Source organism: Acidiluteibacter sp., assembly GCF_055129545.1.
The window spans coordinates 71,797-85,673 of sequence record NZ_JBSRUB010000023.1; the positions used below are offsets into that span (position 1 = coordinate 71,797).

Sequence of the window (13,877 nt, forward strand, 5' to 3'; positions counted from 1 at the left end):
TGTTCAATTGCTATTTTTGAGATTTATTGGAGTTTAAAAAAATAGCCAGATGAAGCAATTATTAGTCAGAGGTGGAATTAAAGGTTTTCATGTATTTTTAGCTGATAAATAGGTTCAGAATCATATAAAATTAGATCAAAAATTATGTCATCAGAGCGTCAAGAGTTAAATGAGGTTAGTCCATGGTGGGGCGAGCATGTTCATCGCTATAATGAAGTGATTAAACAATTAAAAGGGAAAGAGGATATATTGGATATTGCTTGTGGTACTGGTTTTGGATCTAATCTATTAGCTTCAAAGATAAATGGGAATGTAATCGGAGGAGACCTATCCTCTGAAACAATTGAACTTTGCAAGGATTCGTGGAACGCAAGTAATCTATCTTTTCAAGCAATGGACGGGACTCAATTGAATTTTGATGACAACACTTTTGATGTATTGGTATCATTTGAGACTATAGAACATACCACCGCTTTTAATGAAATGATTACTGAGTTTAAACGCGTAACCAAGAAAGGAGGGAAGCTCTTTATTTCAACGCCTAATAAATTAATTAACAGCCCTTCAGGAATTGTAACTAATCCTTATCATACTCAAGAATGGTATTATAAAGAGTTTGTCGAATTATTAGAAGTTCATTTTGATACTTATCAGTTGTTTGGTCAAAAATATACTCGGTATAATAATAGTAGTTTAGCAGAGAAGGTAGAAAATGTACTTTATATGCGTGGAATTAGAAAGATTCCAATGAAAATCCAAGATAATATCATGAATGCTTTCGGTCAGCCATCTATGTATCCAACTGAAAAAGATTACGATATGGTTTTAGATCAAAGTGAAATATTACAATGCAAAACATTCTTTGTTAGAGTGGAGGTATGAGAGATCCGTTAGTAAGTATTATTATTCCTTGTTATAATGCTGCTCCGTTTATTAGGGAAACAATAGAATCCATTCTAATTCAAACTGAGCAAGATTTTGAGATCATTTTAGTGAATGATGGTTCAAAAGATAATTCTTTAGCAATTTTAGAGTCCTTTTTAGACCATCGAATCAAAATTTTGAATCAAATAAATTCAGGTGTTTCTAATGCTAGAAACAATGGTTTCAAAAAGGCTACTGGGAAGTATATTGTATTTTTTGATGCAGATGACTTAATGACTCCTAATTTCTTAAAAAGTAGAGTGGAATTACTGAGTGAAAATGATAGTATGAGTTACACATTTTCGGATGTTGTTTCATTCAAAGGATTAGATAGAAATGATCAAATAGACCATATCCGTGGTGCAGGGAATAATCTTGCCGAGGAGATTTTGTTTTACGATCCTTCAGTGAGCACTTGCCCCTCTAATTATATGATTAGAAGGACAGATTTAATGAAGTATTCTATTTCATTTAACCAACAAATTGCAAGTCATGCCGATCGATATTTCTTATTGCAATTAAAGAAATATGAATTGAAAGGTATTTATGTAAAACCGGATGAGAATCATTTACTTTATCGGGTGCTAGAGAATAGCATGTCACATCAATTATCAATTTCTTTAGTAAATGACGCTGAGCGCTACTATTTGGAGTTAATTCGGAATGGTTTTATACCTAACGATCTAAAATCTAAATCAATTGCTAAAGGATTTTATATCATTGGTGGAGCTTATTTTAAACTAGGTAAAACAGTCAAAGCCATCCCGTATCTATTAAGAGGATTTATATCGTCTCCATTTTATTTCTTAAAACTTTTATAATATGTGCGGTATATCAGGATTCATAAATACTAGTTGGGGTGAAATCCAATTGCAGCAAATGAATGATGCAATTGCCCATAGAGGTCCAGATGCAAAAGGAGTTTTTTATGAATCAAACATAGGAGTAGGCTTAGCGCACAGACGATTGAGTATTTTAGATGTTACTGAAAGTGCTAACCAACCATTCAATAGCAAGTGTGGCCGGTTTGTAATGGTGTATAATGGAGAAGTTTATAATTTTGGTGAAATAGCAATAGAACTTTCAAAAGAGTCTAATTTTTCGCCAACGACATCGTCTGATACTGAAGTTATTATTGAAGCATATGCCTACTGGGGCGAATCTTTTATTGATAAACTCAATGGAATGTTTGCAATTGCTATTTGGGATAAGACTTTAAAACAATTGGTGTTATTCAGAGATCGATTGGGAATCAAACCCATATATTATTATATAGCTGAGGGAAGGTTTGCATTTTGTTCTGAGATGAAAGGCATTTTATCTATAATTGATAAGCAGGAAGTCTCGATTAATCGATCTTCTATCACAGATATCCTGCATTACGGCTATACTCCTCAAGAGTCAACGATTTATAATGAGATAAGAAAAGTTCCCTCTGGGTATTCTTTAACAATAGATTTGAATAGAAAGATAGAGTTAAAAGAATTTTGGAGTTTAAACAATGCGATAGAGTCGAAGTCTAAAACGGACGAGAAAGTTGTAAAAAAGGAATTAAAGAGTTTATTGATTGAGTCTGTTAAATCGCAGATGGTTTCTGATGTTCCATTGGGATGTTTTCTGAGTGGTGGTATCGATTCTAGTCTAGTAACCTCTATCGCTCAAAGTGTCTCAAATAAACCTATAAATACCTTTACAATCGGATTTAAAGAGTCTTCTTCAGATGAAAGTAAATATGCGAAAGAGATATCAGAATACCTAGGTACAAATCACACCGAGTATGTTCTATCTGAGAAAGATGCAATAGATCAAGTGGAGAAATTACTTTCAATTTATGATGAACCATTTGGTGATTCTTCAGCTATTCCAACTTTATTGGTTTCACAGATGGCAAAGAAAGTTATAACTGTAGTTTTATCTGGAGATGGAGGAGACGAGCAGTTTCTTGGCTATGGAATGCATCTGTGGTCAAAACGGTTGGATTATACTTTATTAAAGGCAGTAAGAAAGCCACTGATTTCATTAATTAATACTTTCGGAAACGATCGGTTAAAGCGCGGTAATTTGGTGATGAACTATCCGAATGCGAATACAAAACGGAGTCATATTTTTTCTCAAGAACAGTATTTATTTTCTCAAAAAGAGATTCAAGAAATTCTTGTTGACCCAGATAAGGGAAATGAATTACAAGAGAATTGGATACTAGCTAGAAAATTAAAACCAATGGAAGCTCAAGCTTTCTTTGACCTAAAGTATTACCTGAAGGAAGATTTATTGGTGAAAGTTGATCGGGCTTCTATGCAACATTCATTAGAAGTAAGAGTGCCACTTTTAAATCATAAGCTAGTCGAGTATAGTTTAAATATTGACGAAGGCTTAAAGTACAAAAATGGCGTAAGTAAGTATATCCTTAAAGAGGTTTTGTACGATTATCTCCCTAAAGGGCTGTTTGATCGACCTAAAAAAGGATTTTCTATTCCATTGGCGAAATGGTTGAAGTCTGATTTGAGTTATTTAATAGATAATTATTTGAATGAGGAGGTAATTAAGAAGTCAAACATTGTTAAATGGAATTCTGTAATTGAATTAGTTACACGTTTTAGGAAAGGAGAAGATCATTTATACAATAGAATCTGGATTTTGATACAGATTCATCATTTCATCCTACTGAGAAAGTAGTTGATTTTTTACTATTCTTCCTACTCTAAAATGAAGAAGACAACTGTTTAAAATAATACCTCTATTTAGATTTTACTTTAATAATGCTGTATAGGCCTCAATATTATTTGATTGATCGCCAAATTTATCTAAAATAGTTTTTCTTAATTCACTTCCTAATTGTGCAATAAGATTTGGATTATTGTATATGTTCTTTATTATATTTTCTGCATCAACTTCAGGTTTCTCAATATCCATTAGAAACCCATTTTTGTTTGAAACAATATAAGCATCAAAGTCACCTACACCCTGACAAACAGCAACCGCTTTTTTCATGAGTCCTATTTCTTTAATTACATTGTTACTAGCTTCCGAGATAGAGGGATGAATAATAAGATCTGAAGCCATCATATAGTCAACAACATTTTTTTTATAACCCAATAAATGCACTTTATTAGCAAGGTTATTGGATGATATATACTTTTCTAAAGTACTTTTATCTGGACCTTCATCTAATACTAAAAGTTGTAAATCATACCCTTCTTGAATTAACTTTTTAATCACTGGAAAAATCAACAAATGCCTTTTAAATGGAGTTAGCCTAGCAATCATGATTACATTTAATTTAGCCTTAAATGTCTTTTTTATTGTTTTAACCGTTTCTAAATTAGGTTTATCATAATAAGAAAAGTCATAGAAGTAAGGTATTACCTCAAGTTTTTCTTTTTTAATACTCTCATATTTTACGATGCCATCATACACTCCAAAAGATGGGACTACGATTTTTTTTGCGAGACTATTTATGATTCTATCAAAAATAACTTCATTCTTATTCACCTTAAGTTTAATCCCGAAGTGACCTTTGTGGAATTGAAAGTGATGCCTAAAAATAATAACTTCGGTCGGTATGAAAAACTGAGCAAAAACAGCAATAATATTCACTGGTTGTAAATGAGAAAAAAGATATTCTATTTCATTTTTTCTGCAAAATTGAATTAAGAATTGAATATTTTTCAAATAGTAAATTAGCGCGAAATTTGACTTTTCTACATTCGTGTAGCATTTTACGCCTGATTTTTTTAGACTATTGTGCAAACTACCCTTTTCGCAGGTAGTAAGTAAGGTAACCTGATGGCCCAATTCAATTAACTTAAATATAGTCGTTTCAATTTGAATTGATCTTTTGTTTGAGGGGTAGTAAAAAAGTATCCTTTTCATTAATTGTGTTTACTAGTTATTTGATCAAATTTCTCTTTAAATTTAGCAACCGCTTCTTCTTCAGTAAATTTACTTGAGATCTCTTTGCATTTTATTGATAGTCTTTCTTTCTCCGCTAAAGAAAGTGAGAAATAGGTTAGAATTTGTTGTTTAATTGCTTCTTTTTTTAATGGGATAATAAAATAACCGGAGACTTGATTTACAATTTCTTTTGAACCAGTTTTATCAGATACCATTGCTGGTATTCCTGCGGCTAATGATTCATTAATTGAAATTCCCCAAGCTTCTCCACGTGCCATATGCAAGTATAGACTTACATTCTTAAATAAAGGTTCAATAGTTTCTACTTTACCTAAAAATTGGATTTTATTCTTTTTACTAATCGGAAAGTTTCTTAAAAGATGTGTTTGAATATTATCTGGGATTTCGCCTGCAATCTGAAATGTTAATTCAGTTTCTTTTAGACACTCTGCTATTGCCTCTATCATAATGTCTAAACCTTTATATTCAGTTCTCCACAAAGATGAAGCATTTCCAATAAACAGTATATTTTTTGAATCAAGTGTGGGAGAATTTAAATTTAAACTTTTCAACTTCTTTTTTGAGATTCCATTGAAAATGGTATAAATTTTAGGATGATGGTCTATTGGCAAAAGTTGTTTGGCTAATTCAGTTTGAAAATCTCCTACACAAATCAAAGCATCGCACGATTTCCAGAATTGAATCATCATAATCTGCGTGATGCGGGGCATTTTTTTTGAAACAACGAAATAAAGAGATTCATCACTCATTAATGCAATCAGTTTCTGATTTTTATTAATCAGACCAATTTTTTTCTGAATTAATTGAGGAATTCTAACGCCTTCAGTCAGGATGACATCCCAACCTTTTAGGTTTTTGAAAAAAAGCGCATTTATTATCCAACTTGTATATCTAGTTAATTTATTAGATTTTAAATCGTGCCACCTAACGTATTCATCTTCGAACAAAAAGGTACTATTAACAGCAAGTGCATACTTTATATGAGTGGGATGAGCAGATGGCCTACCATGAACAAAAGCAACTTTCAAGGTTTTAGATTTTTTCATAGAATGTAAATCGTTTTTCAGTAACGCCATTTGTTGATCTATTGTGTTTTATTTAAAGTTTATGATTTGTTTTATAATTGATTACTTAACTAGGAAAGTAGTAAAAGAAAAAGGAAATGATTCAATTACATTGCAGTATTTTAAGTTTGATTAATCATTATTCATTGCGATTTAAAATATGATTATAGAACTCTTTATGAAAACTGATTGGTTCGTTTCGGGTACAAATTTCTTCAACGCGTTTTCTAGAATTAATTCCCAATTGTTTAACTAGGTTTTCATTACTTAATAATTGCTCCATTTTGTTTTTTAAATCCAGCACATCATCTAGTTTGAAATGCAGTCCTTCAACTTCGTTTCTAATTATACTAGTTAATTCAGGAATGTTTGAGACAATTATTGGTAAATTGAAAGCCATCATTTCTAATAAAGCGATTGGAAGTCCCTCTTTCTGAGAGGGAAAAATGCCAATTGTTGAATCAGACAAATATGTCTTTACATTGGATATGCCTCCTGTGAAAACAATTGAAGGATCTTCTGAAGCCAACTTTATGATTTCTCCACCTGTTTCATCAGGACCAATTATAAATAATTTTGTATCTGTTTCCTTTTTGCACAACTGCCAAGCTTTAATAAGTGTGTCAATACCTTTGTGTGGATTCAATCGTGATATGTAAATACAATTTATTGAATCATTTAATTTAGAGTTAAGGGTATAGTTTTTTAAGTCTATACTGTTTTCTAAGGTTTTAAAAAGTTTTTTCTGGTTGAACAAATTATGTTCTTTGATATATGACTCAACAGATCTTGAAACGGCAATAATATTATACCTTTTGTAGAGGAGCCTATAGGCAAATGATAGTAGGGTTCTTTGATGGAAACTATACTCTTGATCACCAATTCTCTTTGAATGGTCTGTATAAACTAGTTTTAACTTATTGTTTTTCTTTTTAGCGATGATACCTATTGTAAGCTGTCTTGGTAAAGTATGAAAATGAAGTATGTCAGGTTTTATGTTATCAAGTAATTGTAGAATTTTTATCGACTTGTTTCTTGTTCTTTTTAGGATGATGGAATTTAATAAATATGATTTTAAATTGTAGCTACTATCATATTTGAAATCAAAGTAGTATTTTGTAATAGCTGAATTAATTGGTAAGTTTTTCTCCATTTCATTATTACTACTGGATAAAATAATGAGATGAACATCATAAACAGATTTGTCTAAATTATTACATAACCCGATTAATACTGAAGAAACTCCACCTACTGCTAAATTATCTGTAACAAAGACTATTTTTATTTTCATTCTGGAACTCTAACGGAAGTGTAAAAGTAATGTATTATTACACATTATAAATCTAGCAAAACAGATAAAAAAGTGTATTTAAACCTATATATTTGCAGCAATTTAGCAATAAATAAATGATGGTAAAAAGTCCCTTAACAAATAGTGAAAATGTTGAATTTATTAAATCAATTAAGGTTTCTGAGATACTAGAAAATTATAAAAGCTTATATCCCGAAATAGACCCATCTTATATTTTTAAGGATCGTAAAACTGTTGAAGTATATACATGTAAGGATACACAGTATACTTTTTATTGGCCGCTAGATTTATGTGGGGATAAAAACTATTATGATAAACTGAGTAAACTTGATTGGTATTATAGTCCATGGAAATGGGAGCATATTGCCGCTGCTGAATACATCAAAAATGGAGATAAGGTTTTGGAAGTAGGAGCCGCGAAGGGAGATTTCATTAAGAGAATTAAAGTGGAAAAGAATGCTGAAGTTGTTGGTTTAGAGTTGAATCCTAACGTTGAAGAGTATTCGAGGTTAAACAATGTAACTCTTTTAAACGAACCGATTCAATCATTTTCAAAATCACATTTAAATGAGTTTGACGTAGTTTGTTCTTTTCAAGTTTTAGAGCATGTCTCAGAAGTAAAATCTTTTATAAAATCAATGATTGATACGTTAAAACCAGGAGGGGTTTTAATAATCGGAGTGCCTAATAATGATACATTTATAGCTGAAAATCGATTGTCAAGTAGAGTGATGAACATGCCACCTCACCATTTAGGCCTTTGGACTGAAGAGTCACTGAATAACCTTCAAAATATTTTTGAAATTAAATTCATTGGTAAGGACTTAGAGCCTTTGCAACCTCAATTTTATGAAACCTATTTAATGCATAGATTTTATCAGGTCTTTAAGTCTGACTTCATTGTAAAAGTGTTATGGAAAATAGGAATTACAAAACTATTTAAGCCTCTAGTACTAAGAAATAAACAGAATGTAATAGGACATTCAATTAATGTATATTTTACTAAGAATTAAATAACACTTCTCTATTCCTCAGGCAAAAAAGGAGGTTTTTAATTTCTTTTGAAAGTAGTATGGGGATGAAAACTAGTGCAGTGAGAGCCGGCAACAGATATCTTATGTAATTGTTAGGTATAATGTCAGACCCATAGGTGGCTACTATTGCAGAAAATGTTATCAATATTGTTAGTAGAATTAATCTAGAAAGCTTTAAAGGTAATTTCATTACTTTATCAGATATCAATTTCATTAGACAAAACTCAATGACTTTAACCAGATAAACGGCAAATACAATTCCCATTATCCCCCATAAATTGTAAAAAAGGTATCCAAGTATTATTAATACAATCATATTCGTACTCTGATTGATTAACATAAATTTCGTTTTTTTCTTACTATACAAAGCGTAAGAGGTTATTGTAGTAAAAACTCTCCAAATTAAACTGACTCCTAGGAGCGGAATATATTTTGCAGCGATATGGAAATTTTCGGGAATCAATAAATCTAATATTGGAAATAAAATGGCAATTAAAACTACAACAGCAACAATAACTGCTATTGAAATTAGGTGAGTTAAAGCTTGTATTTCTTTTCTTTTTGAATCAACTGATTCATTAATAATTTTATATAGTGTAGGGGAGAGTGCATTGTTTAATGAATTGAACCATATTTCAACCACAGAAACTACTACTATTGCGAACCCATAAACTCCCAAAGATTCGATCGTGTCAAACCTTTCAACAAGCAACCGATCTAGACTATAGCCTAAAGCCCCAATAATAGTATTAACTGCTAAGGGTAAACTGAAAATTAGAATTCTTTTAGCCTGTTTAAATTCGAAAGAAAAACCAAACTCTTTTATGAATAGCACCAAGAAAACTAAAACAACAATTCCATAACCAAAAGTTCTGCCAAGTATTGCTCCCAAAGCTTTTAGATCAAAAACTATCACTCCCAAAATACTGGCCACTGTAAATAGGATTAATGTAGAAATACTCAATGTAGCGTATCGACCTAATTTACCCTCGTTTCTGAAATAATACAAAAAGAATTCATAAAAGACCATAAACCCTGAATAAACCAATGAGAGAAGAAAGAAAGGGGAGTAGCTAAACGCTTCTTCATCCTTTACTAGTAGCGATAAAATTGGTTTTCCAAAAAAGAAACCAACTAGCATAAAAAATAATTGAATGAGTATTAATAGTGTTATGGTCGAGGACATTAATTTTTTTAATTCTAATCTGTCCTTGTATACATCCCAATAGAAAAAGCCACTAGCAGAGCTTACTCCAAGACTATATATCTGCGCGATTAAACCACTGTAGAGTAGGAATAAATTAAGAATTCCGTATTCAGTCTTTCCTAAGTAGGTAAGATATATTGGCGTAAATAAAACAGCAAAAGTAAGCGGGAGAAATCCTAGAATGGTGTATACTGCTGTGTTTTTTAAAATATCTTTAGCCAAGTTGATCTTTAATTGTACTGTTCAAAAGTAATATTATTCGTTAAACTTCATAATATAAATGACAGCCTCTACAATTGGGATAAAAAACCTTTATTATTTATTATTTTTGTTCTCAGTTATATTAATGAACTCAATCTGTTAGATGTTTAGACTTCATTTAGTTTTATCCTTAATCATATTTTTTTTTAATACTTCTCTTGTTTATTCTCAAAAACAGATAACGGGTATTGAGCCTTCTGTTAATGAAATGGTTTTTGACTCAAACGTGGTTATCAGTTGGAATGAAAACATTCAAGAAGATCCTTTAACTTCCTATGATTTAAAAGTATCCAGAGATTCTTCTTTCGGTACTATAGTGTATTCAAGTTTGGGATTACTGACTCGAAATGATACGGTTACGGTTAGAATACCAGGGAAATACTATTGGAAAGTCGAATTAAAAAAAGGAACCTCAATTGTCTCAACTACACCTATATTTAATTTTTCTTACCAAGATATATTTAAAGTAAATGGATTGAGCTTGATACTTCAAGCTGATTCTGGCGTTTTGCTAGATGCAAATAATAAGGTGAAAAAATGGATTAATTTAGCTGATACTTCCAGAAGTGCAGAACAATTTGTTAGTTCAGCACGACCAAGTTTGATAGTTACTTCTAACGGCATTAATACCAGTCCTGCAATACATTTGGATGGAATAGATGACATGCTGGAGGTTAATTCAAACTTTAATATGTCAGATTATTTTATAGTCGCAAATTGGACAGGTAGTCAATCTGGTTTCCCCAACTACAATGGGTTATTGTCTGGTAAAACCAACTACTATTTAATTGTTGCAGACCCAACGAGTGGAGGCAAACAATTTTTAACGACATCATCCGCTTTTTCGATTAATCAAATTGTTACCAATAACTTCTCTCCTCTCAATGTTTCAAAGTTAATAGCATTTAAAGGGAGCTCTAGTGTCAACAGATCCGACATGATAATTGGAAGAGATCGCGCTAACTTAAGTAGATATTGGGATGGTGATGTTTCAGAAATAATTTTTTCCGCAGCGCCCCTCAACGATTCCCTTCGTAACATCATTAACAAATACTTTTGTCAAAAATACTCAATCACGCTTTCATTGGGTGCTGATATCAATGTCCCATATGGTTTTTGTGATACTTTGGTGCAAGTAGATACAAACTTTACCTCATATCGGTGGAGTAGTGGAGACACTACAAGCGCTTCCCTTTTAACACCTGGTAGAGCCTATAAACTCACAGCAACGAATAAATTTGGGTGCAGTTATACCGATGAGATTTATGTCAGCACTGTGGTTAAACCAAAAAATGGAGCGGTATTGTGTTTGGGAGAAACCTACACCTGGGATACTGAGTTTTCCAATTCCGAGTATGATTTTTTATGGAGTAATTTAACAACTGATTCTGCTTTGACGATCAGTCAAGCTGGAGATTACTATGTTCGGATTACAGATACTAATAATTGCTACTTTGATTCTGATACTATCACAATAAGTTATGATTCTACATTAGCAAATATCTCATTGGGTCCCGATACTGCGATTTGTTTGGGGTATGAAATAGGCTTGCAAAATCCACCAGCTGGAATTACTTCTTATTTATGGAGCACCAATCAAACCATACCTAGGATAGTTCCGCAGGCGACTGGAATTTATTGGTTGGAAGTAACTGCAAATGGTTGTACAGAGCGAGATAGTATTTTTGTCACTATTCGTGGTGATGCACCCACCGCAGACTTTATTTCGAATGATGCTTGTTTTGGCGACAGTATTAATTTTATAGATGTTTCTACCAATCCAACCTTAGGGTTGATAAATCAATGGCGTTGGAATTTTGGAAATACGCAAAGCAGTGCTCAACAAAATCCAACTGTTTTGTACGACTCTGTTAAAACCTACACAGTATCTCTTTATATTGAAACAGATGCCCAATGCTCAGATTCTATAACCAAAACAGTTACTATCAATCCAAAACCGATAGCAGGGTTTAAGAATAGTTTGGCCTGTAAAGGAGACAGTATCTTTTTTACTGATACTTCTTCTGTCTCTGCCGGAACTATTCAATATTGGAGATGGAAGTACAACGATCTGAATCAAAATCCGGATACAAGTAGTTTGCAAAATCCGGCTGCTGTTTTTAGTGTTGCTCAGAATTATCCTATCCAATTAATCATAGAGTCAGATCTAGGTTGTAAGGATACTGTTGTTCAGAATTTAAAAGTGAATGATTTGCCTGTTCCTAACTATACAGTTTCAGGAAGTTGTTTGGGTGACTCTACTCGATTTGTTAATTCTACTGTTTTGCCACAAGGGACTACTTTAAAAAATACTATTTGGAGATTTGGGAACAATACTACTTCCAATAAAGTAAATCCAACTATCTTTTATCCAATACCTAAGTTTTATTTAGTAACGCTAGAAACCGAAGCAAGTAGTGGTTGTAAAGCTACTATCCAGCGTCAGTTTGAAATGAACGATAAGCCAATTGCTGATTTTAAAACCACGGAATTTTGTTTGAATAACCAGGGGCAAGTGACTGATTTAAGTTCAGTAACAAGAACGACTTTGAGTAATTGGAATTACAAGTTGAATCAGTTGGGTGGCTATCAAGATTCGTCAATCGTTCAGAATCCTATTTTTACTTTACGCAGCTTGAATGATTTTGAGTTAACTCAAATGGTGACCTCGCTTAAAGGTTGTAAAGACACTACAAGCAAGGTAATTATGGTTCGAAATAATCCAAAAGCATTCTTTAACCTGCAGACTAATACAGGAGCCACGCCATTTGTCGTAAAGTTTGATTCGATTTCGCCTTCAACCAATCATGTTTGGTCGTTTGGAAATGGCGATTCAGCTTTTGTTTATCGACCTAAATACACATATCAAGATACAGGAGTTTATCCAATTAAATTGCTGTTAAGCAATCAGTATGGCTGCGTAGATTCTATGAAACGAACAGTGGATGTGAATGTTCCAAATCTAAATTTGTTTTTCGATACGATTGTCGTAGATCAGAAAAATAATTTAGTAAGAGTAGGGGTGGTGCTGATAAATACCGGAAACAATGAAATCAATTCGGTGCGAATGAGTGCTAATTTTAATTCCAATTACCGTATTGAGGAAACATGGACCGGACAGTTGTTCCCCAATGATTTTGTCTATACCGAATTTACATCGAGTGTTTCGCTTGGTTCGTCAGGGATTAACGACTTTACTTGTGTTGAAATTTTAGCGGTCAATGATTTTGACGATTTAAACCTGATAAAGGATGAAATCTGTGTAAAAGGAACTAGTCCTCGGTTGTTTCTAAAAGGATATCCGAATCCAACGGAACAAGATATGACCATAGAAATGGTGGTTCCAAATGAAGGCGTTTTGACAGCTAAAGTATTTGATAATTTGGGTCGAGAACAATTCCTCCTTTTTGATGAGGAACGTTCTGAAGGGTTTTACCGATTTGAGGTGCAGAGTTCCATTTTAGGTAGTGGAGTGTATTACTTAATTGTTGAATACAAAGGAGCAAGTTACAAGTTACCTTTCATTAAAAAATAACCAATTTCTATGGACCTTATTTTTTCCACACACAACCCAAACAAAGTCAAAGAAATAAAGAATCAACTGGGCGAAGGCTTTCAAGTCAAAAGTCTTTCTGAAATTGATTTTCACGATGAGATACCAGAAACAGAGGATACATTGGAGGGAAATGCTTTACTAAAAGTGAGAGCAATTCATCAAAAAAAAATTGGGTTGAATTGTTTTGCTGACGATACAGGCCTTGAAGTGGAAGCTTTAGATGGTGCTCCCGGTGTTTATTCTGCTAGATATGCAGGAGAATCCTGTGATTCCAATGATAATATGGATTTGTTATTAACTAATTTAAAAGATAAATCAAGCCGAAAAGCCCGGTTTAGAACAGTAGTTGCACTAATCTTGAATAATAAAGAATATACTTTTGAAGGGATTTGTGAAGGCGAAATTCTTTACTCAAAAACTGGCAACGATGGATTTGGATATGACCCTATTTTTCAACCGAAGGGGTACGATAGAAGTTTTGCCCAAATGACCTTAGAAGAAAAGAATGTCATCAGTCATAGAGGTTTGGCGGTAAAAAAGCTAATACAATTTCTGAGAAAAAGTTAGTTTTTATACTTAATATTACCATCTATTTAAATTACAA

Annotated in this window: 10 protein-coding genes; 6 read left to right on the forward strand and 4 right to left on the reverse strand. The window is 32.6% G+C overall.

The genetic code is table 11. From position 1 onward, the window contains the following. The first annotated feature begins 144 nt into the window (after positions 1-144). The 3 genes from ACTB0X_RS11105 to asnB are packed head-to-tail and all read left to right on the forward strand — an operon-like array spanning position 145 to position 3,600. Entirely contained in the window at positions 145-882 is a 738-nt protein-coding gene (locus tag ACTB0X_RS11105) for a class I SAM-dependent methyltransferase (RefSeq protein WP_463025092.1), read from the forward strand. Next, on the forward strand, positions 879-1,745 hold the full coding sequence (locus ACTB0X_RS11110; protein ID WP_463025093.1) for a glycosyltransferase family 2 protein: 867 nt from the start codon (positions 879-881) through the stop codon (positions 1,743-1,745). The genes ACTB0X_RS11105 and ACTB0X_RS11110 overlap by 4 nt, the downstream gene beginning before the upstream one ends. Before the next feature lies 1 nt (position 1,746). Further along, the gene (gene asnB, locus ACTB0X_RS11115; protein ID WP_463025094.1) at positions 1,747-3,600 is read left to right on the forward strand and encodes an asparagine synthase (glutamine-hydrolyzing); all 1,854 of its coding nucleotides are present in this window, start codon (positions 1,747-1,749) and stop codon (positions 3,598-3,600) included. A 72-nt stretch (positions 3,601-3,672) separates the two neighbouring features. Here the strand turns inward: asnB and ACTB0X_RS11120 are convergent, their stop codons facing one another. The 3 genes from ACTB0X_RS11120 to ACTB0X_RS11130 all read right to left on the reverse strand — a co-directional run bounded on the left by ACTB0X_RS11120 (position 3,673) and on the right by ACTB0X_RS11130 (position 7,194). Then, positions 3,673-4,596 (reverse strand): glycosyltransferase, encoded by a 924-nt coding sequence (locus ACTB0X_RS11120; RefSeq protein ID WP_463025095.1) that lies wholly within the window; start codon positions 4,594-4,596, stop codon positions 3,673-3,675. Between the two features lie 200 nt (positions 4,597-4,796). Further along, positions 4,797-5,885 carry a glycosyltransferase family 4 protein gene (locus ACTB0X_RS11125; protein WP_463025096.1) on the reverse strand — a complete coding sequence of 363 codons (1,089 nt, stop codon included), beginning with the start codon at positions 5,883-5,885 and terminating at the stop codon, positions 4,797-4,799. A gap of 157 nt (positions 5,886-6,042) precedes the next feature. Then, on the reverse strand, positions 6,043-7,194 hold the full coding sequence (locus ACTB0X_RS11130) for a glycosyltransferase family 4 protein (protein WP_463025097.1): 1,152 nt from the start codon (positions 7,192-7,194) through the stop codon (positions 6,043-6,045). Between the two features lie 116 nt (positions 7,195-7,310). Between ACTB0X_RS11130 and ACTB0X_RS11135 the strand changes: the two genes are divergently transcribed. Further along, positions 7,311-8,228, forward strand: a complete 918-nt coding sequence (locus ACTB0X_RS11135; RefSeq protein ID WP_463025098.1) for a class I SAM-dependent methyltransferase — start codon at positions 7,311-7,313, stop codon at positions 8,226-8,228. Here the strand turns inward: ACTB0X_RS11135 and ACTB0X_RS11140 are convergent. After that, a complete protein-coding gene (locus ACTB0X_RS11140; protein WP_463025099.1) occupies positions 8,218-9,678 on the reverse strand; it encodes a lipopolysaccharide biosynthesis protein in 1,461 nt (486 codons plus the stop codon). The genes ACTB0X_RS11135 and ACTB0X_RS11140 overlap by 11 nt on opposite strands. Before the next feature lie 142 nt (positions 9,679-9,820). Between ACTB0X_RS11140 and ACTB0X_RS11145 the strand changes: the two genes are divergently transcribed. Then, positions 9,821-13,252 carry a PKD domain-containing protein gene (locus tag ACTB0X_RS11145; RefSeq protein WP_463025100.1) on the forward strand — a complete coding sequence of 1,144 codons (3,432 nt, stop codon included), beginning with the start codon at positions 9,821-9,823 and terminating at the stop codon, positions 13,250-13,252. Between the two features lie 9 nt (positions 13,253-13,261). Next, on the forward strand, positions 13,262-13,840 hold the full coding sequence (locus ACTB0X_RS11150) for a non-canonical purine NTP diphosphatase (protein WP_463025101.1): 579 nt from the start codon (positions 13,262-13,264) through the stop codon (positions 13,838-13,840). The last annotated feature ends 37 nt before the right edge of the window (positions 13,841-13,877 follow it).

What these genes read in the sequence shown, in the direction of transcription:
- ACTB0X_RS11105 (WP_463025092.1), top strand. Translation starts at nt 145, where the DNA reads ATGTCATCAGAGCGTCAAGAGTTAAATGAGGTTAGTCCATGGTGGGGC.
- ACTB0X_RS11110 (WP_463025093.1), top strand. Translation starts at nt 879, where the DNA reads ATGAGAGATCCGTTAGTAAGTATTATTATTCCTTGTTATAATGCTGCT.
- asnB (WP_463025094.1), top strand. Translation starts at nt 1,747, where the DNA reads ATGTGCGGTATATCAGGATTCATAAATACTAGTTGGGGTGAAATCCAA.
- ACTB0X_RS11125 (WP_463025096.1), bottom strand. Translation starts at nt 5,885, where the DNA reads ATGAAAAAATCTAAAACCTTGAAAGTTGCTTTTGTTCATGGTAGGCCA.
- ACTB0X_RS11130 (WP_463025097.1), bottom strand. Translation starts at nt 7,194, where the DNA reads ATGAAAATAAAAATAGTCTTTGTTACAGATAATTTAGCAGTAGGTGGA.
- ACTB0X_RS11135 (WP_463025098.1), top strand. Translation starts at nt 7,311, where the DNA reads ATGATGGTAAAAAGTCCCTTAACAAATAGTGAAAATGTTGAATTTATT.
- ACTB0X_RS11145 (WP_463025100.1), top strand. Translation starts at nt 9,821, where the DNA reads ATGTTTAGACTTCATTTAGTTTTATCCTTAATCATATTTTTTTTTAAT.
- ACTB0X_RS11150 (WP_463025101.1), top strand. Translation starts at nt 13,262, where the DNA reads ATGGACCTTATTTTTTCCACACACAACCCAAACAAAGTCAAAGAAATA.